The organism is Acidovorax sp. (assembly GCF_021287135.1).
GTDB lineage: Bacteria > Pseudomonadota > Gammaproteobacteria > Burkholderiales > Burkholderiaceae_C > Acidovorax.
In genome coordinates, this window is record NZ_JAJTBB010000070.1 from 50824 (window position 1) to 72558 (window position 21735).

Consider the following 21735-nt stretch of genomic DNA (forward strand, 5'->3'; position numbering starts at 1 on the left):
GCTACTTCACCTTCACTTCTTCGGGCCAATAGAGCCGCATCGGGTTGTCCACCAGCAGCTTGCGCTGCAGCTCGGCCGTGGGCGCAATGTGCGGGATGAAATCCACCAGAAGACCGTCGTCGGGCATGTGATCCTTGAGGTTGGGGTGCGGCCAGTCGGTACCCCACAGCACGCGATCGGGGAACTCCTCGACCACCTTGCGGGCAAAGGGCACCACGTCCTGGTAGGCCTTCTGCTCGCCGTTCAATGCCTTGGGGCCGGTCACGGACAGGCGTTCGGGGCAGCTGACCTTGCTCCACACGTTGGGGTGCTCGCGCATGAACTTCAGGAACAGCTGGAACTCCGGCCCGCCGATGGGCTTGCTCACATCGGGCCGGCCCATGTGGTCCACCACCACGGTGGTGGGCAGGCTGGTGAAGAAGTCCCACAGCTCGGGCAGGTCCACCGCCTCGAAGTAGATCACCACGTGCCAGCCCAGCTTGGCGATGCGGCCGGCAATCTCCATCAGCTCGTCCTTGGGCGTGAAGTCCACCAGGCGCTTGACGAAGTTGAAGCGCACGCCGCGCACGCCCGCTGCGTGCAGCTGTTGCAGTTCGTCGTCGGTGATGGAGCGGCGCACCGTGGCCACGCCACGCGCCCGGCCAGCGCTGGCCAGGCATGCATCCACCATGGCGCGGTTGTCGGCGCCGTGGCAGGTGGCCTGCACGATCACGTTGCGGGCAAAGCCCAGGTGGTCGCGCAGCGCAAACAGCTGCGCCTTGCTGGCGTCGCAGGGCGTGTACTTGCGCTCGGGCGCGAAGGGGAACTCCGCGCCGGGGCCGAACACGTGGCAGTGCGCGTCCACCGCGCCTGCGGGCACCTGGAAGCGGGGCTTGGCGGGCCCGGCGTACCAGTCGAGCCAGCCGGGGGTTTTGGTGAAACCTTCGGTTTTGGTGAATTCGCTCATGGCAGTGATGCTCTCAAATTGATAGCTGCTCGCGCTTGATGGACGGGCGCGAGAGGCCAAAAAGAATCAAAATTTTTAGTCAATCGATGTACTTCAGCCCTGCGGCCGCCAGCGGCTCGCGCATCTTGTACATGTCCAGGCCCAGCACGCCGCTGGCCAGCTTGGCGCGCTTTTCGCCTTCAAAGCTCTCGCGCTTTTGCGCGGCTTCCAGCGTCTGCACGGCGCGGGCGGCGGGCACGCAGACGATGCCATCGTCGTCGGCCACGATCACGTCGCCGGGAGAGACCAGCATGCCCGCGCAGACCACGGGGATGTTGACCGAGCCGATGGTGGCCTTGATGCAGCCCTTGCTGGAGATGCACTTGCTCCACACCGGGAAGTTCATCTCGTTGAGCGTCTTCACGTCGCGCACGCCCGCGTCGATGATGAGCGCCCGCGCGCCGCGCGCCTGGAAGGACGTGGCCAGCAGGTCGCCGAAGTAGCCGTCGGTGCACTCGGCCGTGATGGCAGCCACCACGATGTCGCCGGGCTGGATCTGCTCGGCCACCACATGCATCATCCAGTTGTCGCCGGGGTGCAGCAGCACCGTCACGGCCGTGCCGCTGACCTGCACGCCCTTCTGGATGGGGCGCATGTAGGGCTTGAGCAGGCCCACGCGGCCCATGGCCTCGTGCACGGTGGCCGAGCCCAGGGCGCCCAGCCCGTCGGCGGCTGCGCGGTCGGCGCGGGTGATGTTGCGGTAGACAACGCCTAGTTCATACATGTCGGATGCTCCTGAAATTGAGGATGGGCGGGTGGCGCGCTCAGTGCGCGGACACCCCGCCGCGAACGGAAGGCCCGCCGCCGCCGTCCGGGTGCGAGGCCTGCTTGATGAGCAGCGCCGCCATGGCGATCAGGCCCGGCACGGCCACGACGGCGAAGATCTGGCTGAACCCCAGGTGCAGGGCCGATAGCTGCGCCACCAGGAACGAGCCCGCGATGCCGCCCAGGCGGCCCACGCCCAGCATCCAGGCCACGCCCGTGGCACGGCCGCTGGTGGGGTAGAAGGCCGCGGCCAGCGCCGGCATGGAGGACTGGGCCGTGTTCATGATGGTGCCGGCCACGAAGACCACCACCACCAGCGTGCCCACGTTGCCCGCGGCTTGGCCGATGGCGTAGATGGACACGGCCGTGAGCGCATAGCCCAGCGCGATGATGCGGTTGGCGTTGAAGCGGTCCATGAGCCAGCCAAAGAACACGGCGCCCACGCCGCCCAGCGGGAACAGCGCGGAAATCAGCGTGGCGTGTTGCGGGGCCAGGCCCACCTCGGCAAACAGCACGGGCATCCAGTTGATGAGGGCATAGAACACCACCAGCCCCATGAAGTAGCCCACCCACAGCATGAGCGTGCCCACCCGGTACTCGGGCGAGAACACCACGCCCAGGCCCTGGCGCGCACCGGCATCAGGGCGTGTCTCGCTGAGCACGAAGCGCCGCACCTGGTCGGCCGATGCGGACACGCGCCGCAGGATGGCCTGCACCCGCTCCACGGGGGCGTTGCGGCTGATCAGGTAGCGCACCGACTCGGGCAGCAGCACCAGCATCAGCACGCCCAGCGCCAGGGGCACGTAGCCGCCCAGCTCCAGCACGCTGCGCCAGCCCCAGTGCGGAATCATCCACGACGCCAGGAAGCCACCAAAGGCCGCGCCCAGCGGAAAGCCGCAGAACATGGCGTTGGTCAGCAGCGAGCGGCGCTGCTCGGGGCAGTATTCGCTGGTCAGCGTCACGGCCGTGGGCATGGCGGCGCCCAGGCCCACGCCAGTGATGAAGCGCAGCACGCTCAGCTCCGTCAGGTCGCGGCTGAAGGCCGATGCCAGGCAGGCCACGCCGAACAGCAGCACCGAGCCCGTCAGCACCCGCTTGCGGCCCAGCCGGTCGGCCAGCGGTCCCGCCAGCAGGGCCCCTGCGGCCAGGCCGAACAGGGCGGCGCTGAGCACCGGCGCCAGCGCCGGCTTGGTCACGCCCCACTCCTTGATGAGCGAGGGCGCGATGTAGCCGATGGCAGCGGTGTCAAAGCCGTCCAGCAATACCACCAGGAAGCACAGGGCAAAGGTGAGCCACTGCATGCCCGAGAAGCGGTTGCGGTTGAAGAAGGTCTGGACGTCCATGTCCTGGCCGGGGATCGCCATGGCGTGTGTCTCCTGTTGTTATGAGGTCTTGGAGGGGTGATGGAAGGAACCCGGCGGCTCAGCGGCCCTGGCCGCGCAGGCGCGTGTCCAGACGCGAGAACACGCGGCGCGTGTTGGCTTCGTAGATCTGGTGCTTATCTTCGGCGCTCAGAATCTTGCTGGCCTCGATGTAGCGCTTGGTGTCGTCGTAGTAGTTTCCGGTGGTGGGGTCGATGCCGCGCACCGCGCCGATCATCTCGCTGGCGAACAGCACGTTCTTCACCGGGATCACGGTGTTCAGCAGGTCGATGCCGGGCTGGTGGTACACGCAGGTGTCGAAGAAGATGTTGTTCAGCAGGTGCTCTTCGAGCAGCGGCTTCTTCATCTCCTGCGCCAGGCCGCGGAAGCGCCCCCAGTGGTAGGGCACCGCGCCACCGCCGTGCGGGATCAAAAACTTGAGCGTGGGGAAGTCCTTGAACAAATCGCCCTGGATGCATTGCATGAAGGCCGTGGTGTCGGCGTTCAGGTAGTGCGCGCCGGTGGTGTGGAAGCACGCGTTGCAGCTGGTGCTCACGTGGATCATGGCGGGCAGGTCGTACTCCACCATCTTTTCGTAGATGGGGTACCAGTGCTTGTCGGTCAGCGGCGGGCTGGTCCAGTGGCCGCCGGAGGGGTCGGGGTTCAGGTTGATGCCCACGGCGCCGTATTCCTTGACGCACTTTTCCAGCTCGGGGATGCAGGTGGCCGGGTCGACGCCGGGCGACTGCGGCAGCATGGCCACAGGCACGAAGTGGTCGGGGAAGAGCTGCGAGACGCGAAAGCACAGCTCGTTGCAGATGGCCGCCCAGGTGCTGGACACGTTGAAATCGCCAATGTGGTGGGCCATGAAGCTGGCGCGCGGGCTGAACAGCGTGATGTCGCTGCCGCGCTCCTTCATCAGGCGCAACTGGTTGGTCTCGATGGATTCGCGCAGCTCGTCGTCGCTGATCTTCAGGTCCGCCGCTTTGGGCATGGCGGCGGGGTCCTTGATGCCGGCGATCTGCGCGTTGCGCCAGTTCTCCAGCGCCTTGGGCGCCGTGGTGTAGTGGCCGTGGCAGTCGATGATGAGGCTCATTTGTGTGCTCCTGGAAGGTGTTCTTGTGATGGTTGGTCAGACGGGTTCCATGCCCTGCTTGCGTTTGGCGTCTGCGGCAGCGGGAGAGGCCAGGTAGGCCAGCAGCGAACGCGCGGCATCCCCCTGCTGGGAATGCGCGCCCACGCCCGCTGAAAACGTCGTCGTGATCTGGATGGCCGGTGGCAGCGTGCCCGCGATCTGGATGCCCTGCACATGCAGCAGCTCGCTCAGTTGCTGAAAGCCCAGCGCCACGTCGCCCCGGGCCACCAGCGAGCCCACCGGCACGCCGGGGGGCGCTTGCACCATGCGCGGCGCAATCTGCCCGGCAATGCCCCAGCGCTCGAACAGCTTGCTCAGCGCCACGCCGCTGGGGCCGGTGGAGAGGCTGATGCTGGGCGCGGCCAGCACGGCATCGCGCACGGCGTCTTCGCTGGACAGGTCGGGCAGCGGCGCGCCGGCCGGCACGGCCACGGCCACGCCGGAGTGGACCCAGTCCACCTTGCTGCCGGGCACCAAATGGCCTGCGGCCATGAGCTTGTCGATGGCGTCGGACGCGAGGATGACCACATCGAACACCTCGCCGGCCGCCACGCGCTTGGCCGCGTCCACGCCGCCCACCGATTCGATGGCTGCCTGCAGGCCTGCCTGCTGCGCAAACCCGGCGACCAAATCGGCCAGCACCTGGCGCGTGGCCATGGAGGAAATGCCGCGAAGGGCGGGCGTGGTCATGGCGGTTTGTCTCCTGCGGGATGTCGTGTCCGGGCGGCGCAATGGCGCTTTTGCCCGGGTTTGTGGCGCGATTGTGGGCAGCCCGCGCCCCAACATAAAGACGGCCCCGGCACTACCAGATATATCATTCCTTGATCGTTGGTACGCAGCTATATCAGAGAACCTGGGCCATGGACCTCAAGCAGATCGAATACTTTGTGCGCGTGGCCGAGTTGGGCAGCTTCACGCGCGCCTCAGTGGTGCTGGACATTGCCCAGCCGGCACTGAGCCGCCAGGTGCGCCTGTTGGAGGTGGAGCTGCGCCAGAACCTGCTGGTGCGCAACGGCCGCGGCGCCACCCCCACCGAGGCGGGCAAGCTGCTGCTGGAGCATGGGCGCGGCATCCTGCACCAGGTGGAGCGCGCGCGCGAGGAACTGGGCCGCGTGCGCGGCGCGCTGGCCGGGCGCGTGGCCATCGGCCTGCCGCCCAGCATTGCGAAGGTGCTCACGGTGCCGCTGACCCGCGCCTTCCGCGTGAAGCTGCCGGACGCGGCCCTGGCCATCAGCGAGGGGCTGTCGGTGGCCATGCGCGAATCGCTGACCACGGGCCTCCTGGACATTGCGCTGCTCTACAACACCACGCCGGCGCCGGGCATCGACACGACAGCGCTGCTGGAGGAAGACCTGTTCCTGGTGCAGCGCCGGGTGCCAGGCCAGAGCGAGGCAGAGGCCGGCGCCCTGGCCCGCACGCCCCTGCCGCTGGACGAGCTGCCGCGCTTTCCGCTGGTGATTCCCACCCGCCCCAACTCCATCCGCATGCTGGTGGAGTCGGAGTTGGCCGCACGCGGCAAGCGCCCGCAGATCAGCCTGGAGATCGATGGCGTGGCCGCCATCCTGGACCTGGTGGCCGACGGCGCGGGCTGTGCCGTGCTGCCTATGAACGCCGTCACCACCTCGGGCAAGCCGGAGGTGTTCAGCACCCGGCCCATCCACGGCGCGAGCGACGACAGCGGTGACACCGGCGAGGGCGACGACGGCAACGCCCGGCTGCGCAGCAAGCTCTACATGGCTGTCAGTTCGCAGCGGCCGGCCACGCTGACGCAGCAAGCAATGGCGGAGTTGATTCGAACGACATTGATGGCGCTGTACAAGACGCCGGGTTGATGCTTGTTCACGGGGGTTTCGTGCAGCAGCGGCGGCGTCGGGTTACGCTGCGCTAACCCGACCTACAGGCCTGGCAAGGCGCCGCTCTCGTGTCAGGGGCTGACAGCGATTCGCAGGCTCAGCCTTTCGCGGACTTGACGGGCAAGCTGCCCAGCACCCGGTCCGCATAGTCCTGCCAGCGCGCGTCCTTCGGTAGATCGGCAAACACCCCGGCACGCGTCAGGTCGGCCACCCACTGCTGCTTGGCAGCGATGGCCGAGGCCATCAGCGGCTCCATGCCGGCCTCGTGCACCGTGTGGGCCGATTCGCGCATCTCCTCAGCGCGGCGCTGGCCGTGCTGCACCACGCGGCCGAAGAAGTAGCGGCCCTGTTCATGCCAGTCGATGGAGGGAAAGGTCTCGGCCAGCGTGGGCAGCACGTGGTCTTCCACACCGTAGTGGCGGGCCGTGGCGTAGCTCTCGACCACCAGCGCCTCCAGCCCCTTGATCATGATGCTGCGGCACATCTTGATGGCGCTGGCCACGCCCAGTTGCTCGCTCACAGGCTGGGCATCCATGCCCCAGCCCGCCAGCACGGCCGCCAATGCGGTGGCCTGCGGCCCGCCCAGCAGCATGGGCACGCGGATGCCGTAGGGCGGCACCGAGGTCATGACGCCCGCCTCGACGTAGTGCGCGCCCCGCGCCTCAATGAGCGCAGCGGCCTGCTGCTTGGTGCCGGGCGATGCGGAGTTCAGGTCCAGGAACACGGTGCCGGGGCGGATGTGCTGCGCGGCCTCCTGCGCCACGGCCAGCGTGTTCGATGCGGTGACGGCCGAGACGATGCCGTCGCAGCGCGCGCACAGCGCCTGCATGGATTCCACCGCCACCACGCCGGCCTGCGCGGCGTGCATCCGCATGGCGTCGCGTTGCGCGGGGTCGGCCAGCTTCAGGTCCCACGCGGCGACGGAGGCCACGCCGGGCTGGACACGCAAGCCTGCGCTGAAGATCTTGCCCACCTCGCCATAGCCCACGAGGCCGATGTGTGTGATGTTCATTCGATGTTCCTTTCGTGCGGGTGAACGTTCGATGCACCTGAGCCGTTCGGGCTGAGCCTGTCGAAGCCTCGCGCAACGCTTCGACAAGCTCAGCGCGAACGGATTTTTGCGGTTTGGACCCTTCTGGCACCAGCGTCCGGGGCATCGCTGGCTGCCGTGGGCTTCACTGCCTCGCGATCTTGCCCTTGGCGATCACGTCGCTCCAGCGGCGCACGTCGGCCGCCAGGTGCTCGCCCAGCTGCGCGGGGGTGCTGCCCTGGGCGTTGAGGTTCAGTTCCAGCAGGCGCTTTTTTACGTCGGGCTGGGCCAGCGCGGCCTGCACCTCGCGCGCAAGGCGCTCCACCACGGCGGCGGGCGTCTTGGCAGGCACGGCCAGGCCGTTCCACGACGTGACGTTGAAGCCCGCGAGCAGCCCGCCGCTTTCGCGCACCGTGGGCACGTCGGGCAGTTGGGGCGCCCGCTGCGCGCCCATCACGGCCAGGGGGCGCAGGGCCTTGGCGCCGATCTGCGGCATGAGGCCGCCCAGGATGTCGACCATCACGTCGATCTCGCCGCCCCGCAGCGCCGTGACGATGGGCGGCGTGCCGTTGAAGGGCACCACCTGCGCGTCGATGCCCGCCGTCACCTTGAACAGTTCGGCGGCCAGGTTCTGCGTGGTGCCGATCTGTGGTGTGCCGATGTTGAGCTGGCCCGGGTGGGCGCGCGCATACGCCAGCAGGTCGGCCAGTGTGCGAAAGCGACCACCCTCTTTCGCCACTACGGCCAGGTCGAACGTGGCCAGCAGCGAGACGGGGGCAAAGTCCTTGAGCGTATCGAACGGCAGCGACCGGAACAGCGCCGCACTCACGGCCGTGCCGCTGCTGACCAGCAGCAGCGTGTGGCCGTCGGGCTCGGCGCGCGCCACCTGCTCGCCCGCCACCACGCCGCCCGCGCTGGGCTTGTTCTCGATGACCACGCTCTGGCCCAGCGGGCCGGCGATCTTCTGGCCCACGGTGCGCGCCGTGATGTCGGCCGCGCCGCCTGCGGCATTGGGCACGACGATGCGCAGCGGGCGCGATGGAAAAGCGGCCTGCGCGCTGGCCGCACCGCCGAAGGATGCTGCCAGCCAGGCCAGGAGGGTTCTGCGGTGCACGGCCTGCATGGCAAACGCTACCGTGCCACGCCCAGCAGCCGGTCCAGCAGCTCGGGCTGGGCGCTGAGCTCAGCGGCGCTGCCGGTGTGCACCACGGTGCCCCGGTCCAGCACGGCGGCATGGTCCGAGATGGCCAGGATGGCCTGCGGATGCTGCTCCACGATGATGGCCGACAGGCCCTCCTCGCGCGTGATGCGGCGAATGGCACGCAGCAGCTCTTCCACGATGATGGGCGCCAGGCCCTCGAGCGGCTCGTCCAGCAGCAGCAGGCGCGGGTTCAGCACCAGCGCGCGGCCCACGGCCAGCATTTGCTGCTCGCCACCGGACAGCTGCGTGCCCAGGTTGGTCTTGCGCTCGGCCAGGCGCGGGAACATTTCGTACACGCGCTCGGGCGTCCACTGCCGCGCGGTGGAGCCCTGGCGCGCCGGGCGCGCCACGGCCGTGAGGTTCTCGTGCACCGTGAGCGACTTGAAGATGTTGCGCTCTTGTGGCACCCAGCCGATGCCGGCCGCCGCGCGCTCGTGCGGCGGCAGCTTGTGCAGGGCCACACCGCCCAGGCTCACCGTGCCCGCGTGCTGGCGCGTGGCGCCGGCCAGGGTGTTGATGAGCGTGGTCTTACCCGTGCCGTTGCGGCCCAGCAGAGCCAGCGTGTCGCCTTCGGGCAGGGCCAGCGAAATGCCTTGCAGCACCACGGCCTCGCCATAGCCCGCGCTCAGGCCTTCGATGCGCAGCAGCTCAGACATGCGCGTCCTCCCCATGGCCCAGGTACACGGCTTTCACCTGCGCGTCGTTGGCGATGGTTTCGGGGTCGCCTTCGGTGAGCACGGTGCCGTTGACCAGCACCGTCATGCGGTTGGCAAAACTGAAAACCAGGTCCATATCGTGTTCGATCAACAGCACCGACACATCGGCGGGCAAGGCGGCCACCGTCTGCAGCAGCTCCTCGCGCTCGCCTGCCGGCACACCGGCCACGGGCTCGTCCAGCAGCAGCACGCGCGGCTCGCAGGCCAGCGCAATGGCGATCTCCAGCAGGCGGCGCTTGCCGTAGGCCAGCACGCGGGTTTCCTCGGCCATCACCGAGGTCAGGTGGAACTGCTCCAGCAGTTGTTCGCAGCGCTCGGTAACGGCCTTGCGCGCGCCCAGCGGCTGCCACCACTTGCCGCCCAGGCCCTGGTGCTGCGAGACGGTGAGCGCCAGCGTCTCCAGCGGCGTGAGCGTGTCGAACAGCTGGTTGATCTGGAAGGTGCGCACCATGCCGCGTTGCACGCGCTGGTGCGGCGCCAGGCGCGTGATGTCCTGGCCTTCGAGCGTGATGGAACCTTCGGTGGGCTCCAGCACGCCGGTCAGCAGGTTGATGAGCGTGGTCTTGCCCGCGCCGTTGGGGCCAATGAGCGCATGGCGCGCGCCCTTGTGCAGGTTCAGCGTGACGTTGTTGGTGGCCGTGATGCCGCCAAAACGCTTGACCAGGCCCTGCGCCGACAGCACGGTGGTGGAGTGGTTGGTGTTCATGTCAGTGGCCTCCTGCGCTGGAGGCAGCGCCGGGCTTGCGCCCGGCGCCAAGCCAGGTCCAGGGGCGGAACAGGCGGTCGCGCCCCACCAGCACCAGCACCACCAGGAACAGGCCGACCCAGAAGGTCCAGTACTGCGGCGTGATCGACGAGATCACGTCCTGCAGCAGCTTGAAACCGATGGCGCCGAGGATGCCGCCGTACAGCCAGCCCACGCCGCCAATCACCAGGATCAGCAACACGTCGGCGGAGCGGTGGAACTCAAACAGGTCGAGCGAGGCAAAGCCCGTGGTCTGCGTGAGCAGCGCGCCCGCAGCCCCGGCCAGCGCCGCAGCCAGCGTGTACACCTGCGCCAGCTTGGCCGTTACCGGGATGCCGATGGCCATGGCGCGCAGGCGGTTGTCGCGAATGGCCTTGAGCGTGGCACCAAACGGCGACTGCACGATGCGGCGCGCCAGCAGGAAGAACACCAGCAGCACGGTGAGCGAATACCACGCGGCCGTGCGGCCGTACAGGTCGAACTCGAACTTGCCGAGCAGCGGCCCGATCACCACGCCCTGCAAGCCGTCCGCCCCGCCGGTCAGCCAGTCGAGCTTGTTGGCCAGCTCCAGCATCACCAGGCCCACGCCCAGCGTGACCATGAGCCGGGTGAGGTCAGTGCCGCGCAGGATGGTGAACGACGCCACCACGCCCAGCACCGTGGCCGCGCCCATGCCCACGGCCAGGCCTACCAGCGGGTCGGGCATCACATGCTTGGCAAACAGCGCGGCCGCGTAGCCACCCAGACCGAAGAAGGCCGCGTGGCCCAGCGAGACGATGCCGGTGTAGCCCAGGATCAGGTCCAGCGAGAGGGCGAACAGCGCCACGATGGCGATCTCGTTGATGATGAGCGCATGGCTGGGCAGCGCGAGCGGCGCGGCGAAGGCCAGCAGCCAGAGCACGGGCTCCCACCAGCGGAAGCGCCGGGCCTGCAGCAAGGTGTTTTGCGCGTCCGCCATCACTTGCCCCCCTTGCGCACAAAGAGGCCCTGCGGGCGCCAGATGAGGATCAGGATCATGAGGCTGTACACGATGAAAGCGCCCAGCTTGGGGATGTAGTACTTGCCCGCCACGTCGGCAATGCCCAGCAGCAGCGCGGCCAGCAGCGGGCCGGTGATGGACGAGGTGCCGCCCACGGCCACCACGATCAAAAAGTAGATCATGAACTTGAGCGGGAAGCTCGGGTCGAGCCCCAGCACTTCAGCGCCCAGCGCACCGCCCAAGCCCGCCAGGCCGGAGCCAAAAGCGAAGGTGGACAGGAACACGATGTTCACGTTGATGCCCATGCCCGCGGCCACGCGCTGGTCGTCCACGCTGGCGCGCAGGCGGCTGCCGAAGCGGGTTTTGGTGAGCACGTACTGCAGGCCCACCGTCAGCGCCGCACACACCGCGATAATGAACAGTCGGTAGTGCCCCATGCCCAGCATGAAGGCGCCGCTGCCGATCTCGGTGCGGCCCTTGAGCCATTCGGGCAACTGCATGATCTGCTGCGTGGAACCCACGAAGTAGTCCACGCTGGCCACGGCCATGAACACCAGGCCGATGGAGAACAGCACCTGGTCCAGGTGGGGCTTGTGGTACAGCGGGCGGTACAGCGTGCGTTCCAGCACGCCGCCCAGCAGGGCCGTGCCCACAAAGGCAATCGGCAGGCAGACGAGAAAGGGCACATTCAGCCGCTGCATCAGCAGCACCGTGATGTACCCCCCCGCCATGGCAAAGGCGCCATGCGCGAGGTTGATGAAGTTCATCAGCCCCATGGTCACCGCCAGGCCCACCGCCAGGATGAACAGCAGCATGCCGTACGCCACGCCGTCGAAAAGAATGGTCAGCATGAAATCACTTCATTGAAGACATAAATGGACCACTGCGCTGGGGCTGTGGTAGTGCCGGGCCTACCGAGGCTGTGCGCTCAACAAACTCGCCCTGGCTTCGACAGGCTCAGCCCGAACGGTTGTGGGGGCCATGCAGGGATGCGCCACACATGCAGCGCCCCGAATCAGAATCCCTCTCGCAGAAACTGGCGCGCCCCGAGGCCAGTGCCACCGTGGAACTGGCTCTGCCAGGCCACCGGTGGCGTCCCCCTGTAGGGGGAAGGCGCGCAGCGCCTCAGGGGGTTACTTCGTCTTCCCGGGATCCTTCACGTCCTTGATGACGTCGAACTCCACGTTGTACAGCTGGCCGTTCACGCGCTCGACCTTGCGCAGGTACACGTCCTGCACGATGTCGCGCGTCTGCGCGTCGATGAACACCTTGCCGCGCGGGCTCTCGAAGACCTGGCCCTTCATGGCGGCCAGCAGCGCGTCGCCACCGCCGGCGCCCTTGCTGGTCTTGAGCGCTTCATAGATCACGCGCATGCCGTCGTAGCCGCCCACAGCCATGAAGTTGGGGCGCAGGCCCTTGTTGGCCTTCTCGAACGCTTCCACAAACTTCTTGTTCAGGGGAGAGGGGTGCGCGGCCGAGTAGTGGTGCGAGGTGACCACGCCCAGGGCGCCGTCGCCCATGTCGTTGAGCTGGTCATCGTCCGTCACGTCGCCGGTGGCGATCAGCTTGATGCCGGCCTTGTCCATGCCGCGCTCCAGGAACTGCTTCATCACCGCGGCGCCCGCGCCCGAAGGCACGAAGACGAACAGCGCATCGGGCTTGGCGTCGCGCACCTTTTGCAGGAAGGGGGCGAAGTCGGGGTTGCGCAGCGGCACGCGCAGGGCTTCGGTCACCTGGCCGCCGTTGAACGTGAGGCGCTGGTTGAAGAACTTCTCGGCGTCGATGCCGGGGCCGTAGTCGCTCACCAGCGTGACCACCTTCTTGATGCCGTTCTTGGGCGCCCAGTCGGCCAGGGCCACGGACACCTGCGGCAGCGTGAAGCTGGTGCGCACCACGTAGGGCGAGGCTTCGGTGATGCTGGAAGTGGCAGCGGCCATCACCACCAGCGGCGTCTTGGACTGCGTGGCCAGCGGGGCGGTAGCCATGGCCGAGGGCGTGATGCCCATGCCGGCCAGCACGTTCACCTTTTCGTTGACGACCAGTTCCTGCGCGAGGCGGCGGGTCACATCGGGCAGGCTGGTGTCGTCCTTGACGATGAGCTGCACTTTCTTGCCCGCCACCGTGTCGCCGTTCTGCGCCATGTACAGGCGCGCCGCGGCCTCGATCTGGCGGCCCGTGGTGGCCTGCTGGCCGGTCATGGGCAGGATCAGGCCGATCTTGAACACGTTGCTGTCCTGGGCGGCCGCGGGCAGCGCGGCCAAGCCGCTTGCCAGGGTCAGGATCGCAGCCGCAGAGGCCCGCAGAAGATGGCGTTTTTGCATCGTTGTCTCCGGTGGAAATAATCGTTGTATACAGGACGGTGGCGCAGTCTGGCGCGGCTCGCGTTATTGCACAAGAGCAAATTCGAGCATTCAGGTATCGATAAACAGCATACCTCCGCCCGCCCGGCCGCTCTTCAACGGATGAGTTGCACGCCCGGCAGGCCGCGCACATGGGGCGCCTGCCCGGCGGCCAGCAGGTTGCGGCGGGTGATGCGCGAATGCTCGCGCAGGATGGCCTCGGCCCGGCCGCCCTCGCGCCGTTCGATGGCATCGATGGCTTGCCGGTGCTGGTCTTGCGCCACCACCAGCATGTCCCGCGCTTGGCGCGAATGCGCCTGCACCACCACAAAGGCCGAGGGCGACGCAAACGGCAGGCCCTTGACCCGCTCCAGCTCGCGCGCCACCACCTCGCTGCCCACCATGCGGCTGAGCAGCGCGTGGAACTGGGCATTGAGGTCCACATAGCGTGAGAAGCCCTCGTCGTCGAGCGTGGGCGGCGCGAGCGTGGCGTCGATGGCGTCCAGGCAGGCGTGCGCCTCCTGCAGCAGCTCGGGCGCCACGCCCCGTTCGGCCGCCAGGCGGGCGGCCAGCCCTTCCATGGTGCCGCGCAGTTCGATCGCGTCGGCCACATCGGTTTCCGAGAAGGTGCGCACGGCATAGCCGCCGCCGGGCAGGCGGTGCAGCAGGCCTTCCTGCTCCAGCCGCATCAGCGCGGCGCGAATGGGCGTGCGCGACACGCCCAGCGCCTCGACCAGGGCCAGCTCCGCCACCCGCGCGCCGCCCGGCAGGGCGCCGGCCAGGATCATCTCGCGCAGCCGCAGCTGCGCCTTGACGGACTGCGAGGCCCCGGCTTCGGCAGCAGCAGGCTGGGGCAAAGGCGGGGCGGTCAGGCGGTCTTCGGCAGCAGCAGGGGAAAGAGTGGCAGGCATGGCGCTGAAATGTATACACAACAAACCCAAAAAGCCAGTTTCGCACGCCCAGCAGCCTGAAAAATCAATTACTTACAGGTATCTCATTCTTCAATAACTGCTTTGTCGTTTTTTTCTGTATACAACGCACAGCGGTTTCCCCACAATCGCTCCAGCGGCGCAACCCCATTGCGCTCCATCCCACGACCTGGAGAGAGACAACATGTATCCCAAGAATGCCTGGTACGTAGCGTGCCTGCCCCATGAGATCAGCGACAAGCCGCTGGGCCGCACCGTCTGCGGCGAAAAGATCGTGTTCTACCGCCCCGCGCCCGACCAGGTCGCCGCGCTGGAAGACTTCTGCCCCCACCGCGGCGCGCCGCTGTCGCTGGGCCGCGTGTGCGGCGGCGAGCTGATGTGCGGCTACCACGGCCTGAAGGTGGGCTGCGACGGCAAGTCGGTCTCCATGCCCGGCCAGCGCGTGCAGGGCTTTCCGCGGGCGCGCAGCTTTCCGGTGGTGGAGCGCTACGGCTTCATCTGGGTGTGGCCCGGCGATGCCGACCAGACCGACCCAGCCACCATCCACCACCTGCCCTGGGCAGACAACCCCGAGTGGGCCTATGGCGGCGGGCTGTACCACATCGCCTGCGACTACCGGCTGATGATCGACAACCTGATGGACCTGACGCACGAGACCTATGTGCACTCCACCAGCATCGGCCAGAAGGAAATCGACGAGGTGCCCTGCAAGACCCGTGTGGAGGGCGATGAGGTCATCACCAGCCGCTTCATGGACAACATCCAGCCGCCGCCCTTCTGGAAGATGGCGCTGCGCATGAACGGCCTGCCCGACGACCAGCCCGTGGACCGCTGGCAGATCTGCCACTTCACGCCCCCCAGCCATGTGCTGATCGAGGTGGGCGTGGCGCTGGCGGGCCACGGCGGCTACGACGCGCCGGCGGACAAGAAGGCGTCGAGCATCGTGGTGGACTTCATCACGCCCGAGACGGAAACCTCCATCCACTACTTCTGGGGCATGGCGCGCAACTTCAAGCCGCAGGACCCGTCGCTCACCACGCAGATCCGCGAAGGCCAGGGCAAGATCTTTGCCGAAGACCAGGACATGCTGGAGCAGCAGCAAGAGAACCTGCTGCGCTACCCAGACCGCAAGCTGCTCATGCTGAACATCGACGCAGGCGGCGTGCAGTCGCGCAAGATCCTGGACCGCATCATCGCGGCCGAGCAGGCCGCCAAGGCCACCGCTGCAGGACAACCCGCATGACCGCGCAGGAGACCTTGCAGGTCCGCGTCGTCCAGAAGCGCACCGAGGCCGAGGGCATCGCCAGCTTCGAGCTGGCGCGGGTGGACGGCGCGCCGCTGCCCCCGTTCAGCGCCGGCTCGCACATCGACGTGCACCTGCCCGGCGGGCTGACGCGGCAGTACTCGCTGTGCAACGCCTCGCACGAGTCGCACCGCTACCGCATCGCCGTGCTGCGCGACGCGGCCTCGCGCGGCGGTTCGGTGGCCATGCACGACAGCGTGCACGAGGGCGACCTGATCACCATCAGCACGCCGCGCAACCACTTTGCGCTGCACCCGGCCGAGCGCACCTTGCTGCTGGCGGGCGGCATTGGCGTCACGCCGCTCTTGTGCATGGCCGACCGCCTGGCGCGCACCGGCGCCCCGTTCGCGCTGCACTACTGCACGCGCTCGGCCGAGCGCACAGCGTTTGTGGAGGAGATCCGTGCGTCGTCCAGCATGGCGCCGCACGTGCACTTCCACCATGACGCGGGCGCGCCGGAGCAGAAGCTGGACCTGCCCGCCGTGCTAGCGCAGCCCGGCCCCGACGCGCGTCTGTACGTGTGCGGCCCGGCAGGCTTCATCGACTACGTGGTGAACACCGCCAAAGGCCTGGGCTGGCCGCAGGACCGCATTCACCTGGAGTACTTTGGAGCCCCGGCGCAGGACACCTCGGGCGACCAGGGCTTTGAGGTGCGCATTGCCAGCACCGGCAAGACCTACGCCATTGCGCCCGATGTGTCGGTGGTGGAAGCGCTGCGCAAGGAGGGCATCGACATCCTGACCTCGTGCGAGCAAGGCGTGTGCGGCACCTGCATCACCCGCGTGCTGGAGGGCGAGGTGGACCATCGCGACATGTACCTGACGGACGAGGAAAAGGCCGCCAACGAGCAGTTCATGCCCTGCTGCTCACGGGCGCGCAGCAAGCTGCTGGTGCTGGACCTGTAGGCGTTCGCAACAAGAAAAAGCCGCTGCAACGAGGGCGCTGCAACGAGGGCGCTGCAGCGGCTTTTCTATGACTTTGAGACCCGTGCGGGCTGCGCTTGTCGCAGCCCTGCGCAGCGCTTCGACAAGCTCAGCGTGAACGGATGCAAGGTATTTGCTTCAACCAAAAAACTATCAAATTGATAGCTGCTAGCGCTTATCCATCAAGCACTGGAGGCCAATTTCATCAAAAACTCACTCACTCACCCGCATCCGCGGCGCGGATGGTGTCGCGGCCGTTGCGGTCCTTGGCGCGGCCCAGGTCGGCGTCCAGGGCGCGGGCGAGCTTGTCCACGGCGGCGATGAAGGCATTGGCCATCTTGTCGGCCTCGCCCGTCACGGTGGTCGGCTGGCGGCCCGTGACGCGCGCTTCGATGCGGCAGCGCTTGTCGTTGGCACCGGACTTGCCGGCGTCCAGGTCGGTCAGGAACACTTCCAGCCGCGTGACGTGGTCCTGGAAGCGCGCCAGGCGGCTCTTGGCCTCGTCGGTGATCCACTGCGCGAGGGACTCCCCGCCCTGGATGTGGTCGTCGGTGTTCACTTGTACTTGCATGGTGGCTCCTTGTGAGTTGTCAAAACGGTGTGTGGGTTCAGCCCACCGCCATGATGGCACTGTGAAACATGACCTCGGTCAACACATGTCAAAGGATGTTCACTCACTCACAGCTTGTCGAGGGCGACGGCCGGCGTCCAGGGGGCATCCGGGGGCAGCGTGCGGGCGGCAAGCAGCCGCTCCTGCAGTCGCGTGGCGGCCGCGTCGCCGGGCAGGCGCTCCAGCACACGGTCCAGCAGTGGCGCTGCCGCGTCCCAGTCGCGGGCCTGGAAGGCCGCCAGGGCGGCCCAGCTGGCCTCGCGCACTTCGGCGTCGCCGCACGGGGTGAACACCCGCACCGGCTCGGTCTTGCCCTTGACGATCACGTCGTCCAGCGCCCGCAGCCCGGCGGCCTGCTCCGGCGGCAGCAGCGCGGCCGTGGCGCCCGACAGCAGGATGCCCGTGCCAAAGGCCTTGTTGGCCCCCTCCAGCCGGGCGGCCAGGTTGACTGCATCGCCAATGGCGGTGTACGAAAAGCGCTGCTCCGAGCCCACGTTCCCCACCACCACCCGGCCGCTGTGCAGGCCGATGCGCATGTGGATGGGCGGCAGCCCGCGCGCACGCAGGTCGGTCACCAGCGGCTGCATGGCCTCCTGCATGGCCAGCGCCGCCTCCAGCGCGTGGGCGGCGTGCTGCGGGTCGGACAGCGGCGCGCCCCAGAACGCCATCACCGCGTCGCCGATGAACTTGTCCACGGTGCCGCCCGTGGCATGCACGATGGGCGTCATCGCGTTGAAATAGCCGGTGAGCACCTCCACCGTCTGTTCGGCGCTGAGCTGCTCGGACAGGGTGGTGAAGTTGGCCAGGTCGGTAAACATCACGGTCACCTCGCGCGCCTCGCCGCCCAGGCGCATCAGCTCGGGCTGCGCAATCAGGCGCGAGACCACGGCGGGCGGCACGTACTGCGCAAACATGGCCCGTGTCTGGCGCGCGCGCTGGCGCATGGTGGCGTAGCCCACCAGCGCCGCCGCGCCGTAGATGGCGATGGCGGCAGCAGCCGGCAGCAGCGGCGGCCACCACAGGCGCAGCTGCGCCACCAGCAGCCACGAGGCCGCGCCGATGGCCGCGACCACCGCCGCCGCCAGCGCGGCCGCGCCCGCGGGGTGCAGCCGGCGGTTGCTCCACAGCAGCAGGGGCAGCAGCAGCGCCGTGAGGGCCAGCGTCCAGCCCTCGGACACGCTGCGCAGCCCGCCGCCGCGCAGGTAGTTGTCCACCAGCGTGGCCTGCAGCTCCACCCCCGGGAACAGGCGCTCGCCCCCCACGGTGCCGAACGGCGAATTGAACAAGTCGGCCTGCGAGCGCGACAACTCGGCGGCCGTGCGCGCCGAGCGCCCCACCAGCACGATCTTGTTCTTGAAGAAACCCTCGGGCAGCAGGCCCGGCTCCAGCGCCTGGTAGTACGAGCGGGTGTCGAAGGTGCCGCGCGGCCCGCGGTAGCCGATCCAGTCGAAGTGCCGCAATACGGGGCGCACGCCCCACGACTCGGCGGCCCGCTGCGCCAGGCGCAGGGCAAAGCCATCGCGCGCCAGCGGGGCGCGGCGCACCACGAAGTCGTCGTCCGGCTCCACGCCCGCGTCGCCGGCGTCGGCGCCCGCGTCCAGGAAGCGCTGCAGGGGCGTGATGTTCATCCACACGGCGGCGTTGCCGCTGTCGATCTTCTCGCGCGTGGCGGCCAGCACCACCGGCGCGGCCTGCGCGATGGCCTGCGCCAGCGCCGCGTCCTCGGCCTCGGTGGAGGGGTCGGCAAACACGATGTCCATGCCCACGGCGGCGGCGCCCTCGTCGTGCAGGCGGCGCAGCAGCGCAGCGTGCAGGCTGCGCGGGAAGGGCCAGGCCTGCTGCAGCTCCTGGAACGTGGGCTCATCGATCGCCAGCACCACCACCGGCAGCTCCGTGCGGCGCGGCGCCGTGAGGGTCACCAGCACGTCGAAGGTCTTGAACTCCAGCGCGTGCCAGGTGGGGCTGAACGTGGCCGCGCCCACCAGCAGCAGCGCCAGCGCGCTGGCCGCCAGCGCCGCCAGCCGCGCCTGCCGGCGCGCTGCGGGCGAGGCCGGGTCAGAAGCGGTAGCGCGCATCCAGAACATACCGGGTCTTTCGGCGGTCCGATTGGGGCGCCCACAGGTTCATGGCCGCCGCCCCCACCACCCAGTGCTTGTCCTGCGATTCCCAGAACCCCATCAGGTCCACGCCCCAGCCCGGCGCGATGCGCGTGAGGTTCTGCTTGTCCTCGAACCGCTCGGACCGGTACACCGCCCGGCCGCTGACGTAAAACCGCTGGGGGCCGACCCAGGTGGCCCCCAGCACGGCCGTGTGGCGCGGGATGTAGGGGATGCGGCCCGCCGGCCCCTCGGTGCCATCAATGTGGCTTTCGCTGCCCTGGTACAGGTATTTGGCATAGGCCGACCAGCGGCGGCTGAACATGTGGTTCACGCCCGCGCCCAGGGTCTTGAGGGTGCCGGTGTCAAAGCTGGGCGTGTCCTCCAGCAGGTCGGTGTTGGACAGGTTGACCAACTGCGTGTTGCGCATCTCCTCCAGGAACGGCAGGCTGGGCGTGCGCAGGTCCACGCCCACGGTGCCCGGGTTGCGCACCCGCAGGTGGTCGGCGCGCAGGCTCAGGAAGGTGTTCGCGCCCAGCTCCATGCCCAGCTGCGCCACGGTGCGCTTGTGGCGGCCGCCGGCCTCGACCAGGCGGTCTTCCACGGGGATGCCGGCCGTCTCCACGCTGGTGAGGGTGGAGACGCTCAGCGGCCGCAGCCAGTCCTGGTAGGCCATGCGCACGGTGGTGCCGGTGGCCGGTTGCCAGACCAGGCCGACGCGGGGGGTGACCACCCGTTCGGTATCGGCCCGGCCGGCCTGCTCCTGGGACAGGTGGTCCAGGCCCACGAGGTAGCTTTGCGTCAGGCCGTCCACACGGTGGCGGATCTGCTGCAGCCCCAGGGCCGCATCCAGGCTCAGGGCCTTGTCCAGTTGCTGCGTGGTAGCCAGCGTGAGGCCGGTGTAGCGACGGTCCACATGGTTGTACCCGCCCACGATCAGCACGTCACGGTAGGGGCCCACGCCGGGAATGTCTGCACCCACGACGGCTTCGCCACCGATCAGATTGTTCTGCCGCTCGCGCACATGTTCCAGCGCAACACTCCAGCGGCTGCCGGGCGCGGTGTCCACGGTGTGGCGCAGCTGCAGGTCGTTGAACTGCTTTCTCGGCGCGCTGCCCACGCCCATCACGCTGATGAGGGGCGGGTCCACATACAGCGTGGGGTAGCGCTGCAGCAGGATGTTCTCCACGCTGCGCCCCAGCTTCAGCCAGGTCTGCTCGGTAGGGCCCCACCGGTAGGCCATGCCCAAGGCGCCCTGGGTGCTCGTGTTGTCCATGGACGTCTCGAACAGGTTCTGGCTGCGCAGGCGCATGTCGAACTGGTTCACGTAGGCAAACAGGTTGATGCGCTCGGTGGGTTGCATGCCCGCCCCGACGGTGGCGGCACGCGCCCGCACGTCGCCCACGCCACCGCGAACGGCCGGGGCGTCATTGACCTGCAGATCAAACGGGAACTCGCTGGCGTTGGCCGACTGCGCCTTGAAGAACCACGACACCGGCACATGGCTGTTGTCCATACCGTTGAGCGTGACCGCTGGCGCCCGCATGCGGTAAAGGTTCTTGTCCAACGTCACCCCCACGGCCCCATGCGCCCCCGGCTGCTGCAGCAGCGACGAATATCGCTGGCTCGCGCCAAAGGCCATGGGGTCGGTCAGAAAGCCCTGGAACAGCGCCGAGTTCTTGTTGAACTCACCTTGGTAGCGGTCGGCCAGGAACAGGTGGCTGCCGCCCCAGTAGGGGTAGAAGCTCTGCTGGGCCAGCTCCAGCGCCCAGTCTTCCATGCCGAAGAAGGCCAGCGACGCGCCCAGGTTGGCGCTGCCCTTCTGGTCGTTGGCCACCTGGTTGAGGGACTTCAGGTAGGGCATGCGCTCCACGGCGGCGCGGGCGGCGGCCACGGCCTCGCCGGCCTCGAACAGATCGGTGTGGATCTGCGCCAGCAGCATGTAGGGCACCGGGTCCTTGTCGTCCAGGCTGCTGGCCTGGTGCAGTGTGACCAGCGCGTCCTGGTGGCGGCCAAGCTGGTAGTAGGCCACGGCTGTCCAGGTCTTGGCGCGGGCGTAGCGCGGCTCCATCACGCCGGCACGCAGGAAGGCATCCAGCGCCGCCTCAGGGTGGCCCTGCTTGAGGTGCAGCAGCCCCTGGCCGGTGAGCGCGATGTAGTCCGCCGGGTTGTCGCCCAGCGCGGTGGCAAAGGCCTGGCCAGCCTCGGTGAACTGGTTGGCAAAGGTTTCCAGCGTGCCCAGCTCGCCCCAGGCGCCAGGGCTTTGCGGGTCCAGCGCCAGCGCCTGGTGCAAGTGGGTGCGGGCGGGCCGGGCGTCCTCGCGCTCGGTGTGGGCGCTGCCCAGTCCCTGCCAGCCCCGCGCGTCCTGCGGCGCCAGCTGCGTGGCCTCGGTATACCCGGCCACTGTGGCGGGCGCGTCCCCGCGGCGGCGTGCCAGCTCGGCCCGCACCAGGGCCAGCTCGGCGTGCGCGGTGCCCTGCGCAGGTGCCAGGGTGGCCGCAGCATCGTCCACGCGATCGCCCAGCAGCTGCACGCGCGCACGCTGCGCCACCAGCGCGGGGTGGGCGGGCCAGCGCTGCGCGGCGGTGTCCAAAGTCTGCAGCGCGCCCGCGTCGTCGCCGTCCATGAGCTGCAGGTCCGACCGCATGAGCCATGCGGGCAACGGTGCGTCGCCTGTGGCCACCTGGCGCTGCAGCAGTTCGCGCGCGGCCAGCAGGTCGCCGGCCTGCAGCGCCACGGCCGCCTCCAGGGCCGCCACCCAGCCA

19 protein-coding genes are annotated in these 21735 nt (G+C 68.4%); 3 read left to right on the forward strand and 16 right to left on the reverse strand.

Features of this window, described 5'->3' with window-relative positions; all coding sequences use genetic code 11:
- Position 1: 1 nt before the first annotated feature.
- The 5 genes from LWW96_RS16505 to LWW96_RS16525 form a co-directional block, all read right to left on the reverse strand.
- Entirely contained in the window at positions 2-946 is a 945-nt protein-coding gene (locus LWW96_RS16505) for an amidohydrolase family protein (RefSeq protein WP_291488888.1), read from the reverse strand.
- Between the two features lie 79 nt (positions 947-1025).
- Positions 1026-1709 (reverse strand): 4-carboxy-4-hydroxy-2-oxoadipate aldolase/oxaloacetate decarboxylase, encoded by a 684-nt coding sequence (gene ligK, locus LWW96_RS16510; protein ID WP_291488890.1) that lies wholly within the window; start codon positions 1707-1709, stop codon positions 1026-1028.
- Positions 1710-1749: 40 nt separating this feature from the next.
- Positions 1750-3114 carry an MFS transporter gene (locus LWW96_RS16515; protein WP_291488892.1) on the reverse strand — a complete coding sequence of 455 codons (1365 nt, stop codon included), beginning with the start codon at positions 3112-3114 and terminating at the stop codon, positions 1750-1752.
- Between the two features lie 58 nt (positions 3115-3172).
- Complete coding sequence (locus LWW96_RS16520; RefSeq protein WP_291488894.1) at positions 3173-4207, reverse strand: amidohydrolase family protein; 1035 nt, start codon at positions 4205-4207, stop codon at positions 3173-3175.
- 36 nt (positions 4208-4243) lie between these two features.
- Positions 4244-4936, reverse strand: coding sequence for a substrate-binding domain-containing protein (locus LWW96_RS16525; protein ID WP_291488896.1), 693 nt, complete (start codon positions 4934-4936; stop codon positions 4244-4246).
- A 170-nt stretch (positions 4937-5106) separates the two neighbouring features.
- Here LWW96_RS16525 and LWW96_RS16530 point away from each other — a divergent pair, with 170 nt between their 5' ends.
- Entirely contained in the window at positions 5107-6078 is a 972-nt protein-coding gene (locus LWW96_RS16530) for a LysR substrate-binding domain-containing protein (RefSeq protein ID WP_291488898.1), read from the forward strand.
- Between the two features lie 118 nt (positions 6079-6196).
- Here the strand turns inward: LWW96_RS16530 and LWW96_RS16535 are convergent, their stop codons facing one another.
- The 8 genes from LWW96_RS16535 to LWW96_RS16570 all read right to left on the reverse strand — a co-directional run bounded on the left by LWW96_RS16535 (position 6197) and on the right by LWW96_RS16570 (position 14020).
- Positions 6197-7111: a DUF1932 domain-containing protein gene (locus tag LWW96_RS16535; protein WP_291488900.1), complete on the reverse strand. Its 915-nt coding sequence runs from the start codon at positions 7109-7111 to the stop codon at positions 6197-6199.
- Between the two features lie 163 nt (positions 7112-7274).
- Positions 7275-8252 (reverse strand): tripartite tricarboxylate transporter substrate binding protein, encoded by a 978-nt coding sequence (locus LWW96_RS16540; RefSeq protein ID WP_291488902.1) that lies wholly within the window; start codon positions 8250-8252, stop codon positions 7275-7277.
- Between the two features lie 8 nt (positions 8253-8260).
- The gene (locus LWW96_RS16545; RefSeq protein WP_291488904.1) at positions 8261-8986 is read right to left on the reverse strand and encodes an ABC transporter ATP-binding protein; all 726 of its coding nucleotides are present in this window, start codon (positions 8984-8986) and stop codon (positions 8261-8263) included.
- The gene (locus tag LWW96_RS16550) at positions 8979-9752 is read right to left on the reverse strand and encodes an ABC transporter ATP-binding protein (RefSeq protein WP_291488906.1); all 774 of its coding nucleotides are present in this window, start codon (positions 9750-9752) and stop codon (positions 8979-8981) included. Before LWW96_RS16550 ends, LWW96_RS16545 begins: the two co-directional genes overlap by 8 nt.
- Before the next feature lies 1 nt (position 9753).
- Complete coding sequence (locus LWW96_RS16555; RefSeq protein WP_291488908.1) at positions 9754-10749, reverse strand: branched-chain amino acid ABC transporter permease; 996 nt, start codon at positions 10747-10749, stop codon at positions 9754-9756.
- Positions 10749-11621 carry a branched-chain amino acid ABC transporter permease gene (locus LWW96_RS16560; protein WP_291488911.1) on the reverse strand — a complete coding sequence of 291 codons (873 nt, stop codon included), beginning with the start codon at positions 11619-11621 and terminating at the stop codon, positions 10749-10751. Before LWW96_RS16560 ends, LWW96_RS16555 begins: the two co-directional genes overlap by 1 nt.
- A gap of 282 nt (positions 11622-11903) precedes the next feature.
- The gene (locus tag LWW96_RS16565; protein WP_291488913.1) at positions 11904-13091 is read right to left on the reverse strand and encodes an ABC transporter substrate-binding protein; all 1188 of its coding nucleotides are present in this window, start codon (positions 13089-13091) and stop codon (positions 11904-11906) included.
- A gap of 134 nt (positions 13092-13225) precedes the next feature.
- Positions 13226-14020 (reverse strand): GntR family transcriptional regulator, encoded by a 795-nt coding sequence (locus LWW96_RS16570; RefSeq protein WP_291488915.1) that lies wholly within the window; start codon positions 14018-14020, stop codon positions 13226-13228.
- A 202-nt stretch (positions 14021-14222) separates the two neighbouring features.
- Here LWW96_RS16570 and LWW96_RS16575 point away from each other — a divergent pair, with 202 nt between their 5' ends.
- Positions 14223-15281, forward strand: a complete 1059-nt coding sequence (locus LWW96_RS16575) for an aromatic ring-hydroxylating dioxygenase subunit alpha (RefSeq protein WP_291488917.1) — start codon at positions 14223-14225, stop codon at positions 15279-15281.
- Positions 15278-16246, forward strand: a complete 969-nt coding sequence (locus tag LWW96_RS16580; RefSeq protein ID WP_291488919.1) for a PDR/VanB family oxidoreductase — start codon at positions 15278-15280, stop codon at positions 16244-16246. The genes LWW96_RS16575 and LWW96_RS16580 overlap by 4 nt, the downstream gene beginning before the upstream one ends.
- A gap of 235 nt (positions 16247-16481) precedes the next feature.
- Here LWW96_RS16580 and LWW96_RS16585 read toward each other — a convergent pair whose 3' ends face one another.
- The 3 genes from LWW96_RS16585 to LWW96_RS16595 form a co-directional block, all read right to left on the reverse strand.
- Positions 16482-16835: an HPF/RaiA family ribosome-associated protein gene (locus tag LWW96_RS16585; RefSeq protein WP_291488921.1), complete on the reverse strand. Its 354-nt coding sequence runs from the start codon at positions 16833-16835 to the stop codon at positions 16482-16484.
- A 107-nt stretch (positions 16836-16942) separates the two neighbouring features.
- Positions 16943-18949, reverse strand: coding sequence for an adenylate/guanylate cyclase domain-containing protein (locus tag LWW96_RS16590; protein WP_291488923.1), 2007 nt, complete (start codon positions 18947-18949; stop codon positions 16943-16945).
- Positions 18930-21735, reverse strand: a 2806-nt coding sequence (locus LWW96_RS16595) for a TonB-dependent receptor (RefSeq protein WP_291488925.1), incomplete at its 5' end; no start/stop codon positions are given. The genes LWW96_RS16590 and LWW96_RS16595, both read right to left, overlap by 20 nt.

Excerpts from the sequence above, each read along its gene's own strand:
- LWW96_RS16525 (WP_291488896.1), bottom strand. The coding sequence starts at position 4,936 with ATGACCACGCCCGCCCTTCGCGGCATTTCCTCCATGGCCACGCGCCAG.
- LWW96_RS16540 (WP_291488902.1), bottom strand. The coding sequence starts at position 8,252 with ATGCAGGCCGTGCACCGCAGAACCCTCCTGGCCTGGCTGGCAGCATCC.
- LWW96_RS16545 (WP_291488904.1), bottom strand. The coding sequence starts at position 8,986 with ATGTCTGAGCTGCTGCGCATCGAAGGCCTGAGCGCGGGCTATGGCGAG.
- LWW96_RS16570 (WP_291488915.1), bottom strand. The coding sequence starts at position 14,020 with ATGCCTGCCACTCTTTCCCCTGCTGCTGCCGAAGACCGCCTGACCGCC.
- LWW96_RS16505 (WP_291488888.1), bottom strand. The coding sequence starts at position 946 with ATGAGCGAATTCACCAAAACCGAAGGTTTCACCAAAACCCCCGGCTGG.
- LWW96_RS16580 (WP_291488919.1), top strand. The coding sequence starts at position 15,278 with ATGACCGCGCAGGAGACCTTGCAGGTCCGCGTCGTCCAGAAGCGCACC.
- LWW96_RS16535 (WP_291488900.1), bottom strand. The coding sequence starts at position 7,111 with ATGAACATCACACACATCGGCCTCGTGGGCTATGGCGAGGTGGGCAAG.
- LWW96_RS16565 (WP_291488913.1), bottom strand. The coding sequence starts at position 13,091 with ATGCAAAAACGCCATCTTCTGCGGGCCTCTGCGGCTGCGATCCTGACC.
- LWW96_RS16515 (WP_291488892.1), bottom strand. The coding sequence starts at position 3,114 with ATGGCGATCCCCGGCCAGGACATGGACGTCCAGACCTTCTTCAACCGC.
- LWW96_RS16560 (WP_291488911.1), bottom strand. The coding sequence starts at position 11,621 with ATGCTGACCATTCTTTTCGACGGCGTGGCGTACGGCATGCTGCTGTTC.
- LWW96_RS16585 (WP_291488921.1), bottom strand. The coding sequence starts at position 16,835 with ATGCAAGTACAAGTGAACACCGACGACCACATCCAGGGCGGGGAGTCC.
- ligK (WP_291488890.1), bottom strand. The coding sequence starts at position 1,709 with ATGTATGAACTAGGCGTTGTCTACCGCAACATCACCCGCGCCGACCGC.
- LWW96_RS16575 (WP_291488917.1), top strand. The coding sequence starts at position 14,223 with ATGTATCCCAAGAATGCCTGGTACGTAGCGTGCCTGCCCCATGAGATC.
- LWW96_RS16530 (WP_291488898.1), top strand. The coding sequence starts at position 5,107 with ATGGACCTCAAGCAGATCGAATACTTTGTGCGCGTGGCCGAGTTGGGC.
- LWW96_RS16520 (WP_291488894.1), bottom strand. The coding sequence starts at position 4,207 with ATGAGCCTCATCATCGACTGCCACGGCCACTACACCACGGCGCCCAAG.
- LWW96_RS16555 (WP_291488908.1), bottom strand. The coding sequence starts at position 10,749 with ATGGCGGACGCGCAAAACACCTTGCTGCAGGCCCGGCGCTTCCGCTGG.
- LWW96_RS16550 (WP_291488906.1), bottom strand. The coding sequence starts at position 9,752 with ATGAACACCAACCACTCCACCACCGTGCTGTCGGCGCAGGGCCTGGTC.
- LWW96_RS16590 (WP_291488923.1), bottom strand. The coding sequence starts at position 18,949 with ATGCGCGCTACCGCTTCTGACCCGGCCTCGCCCGCAGCGCGCCGGCAG.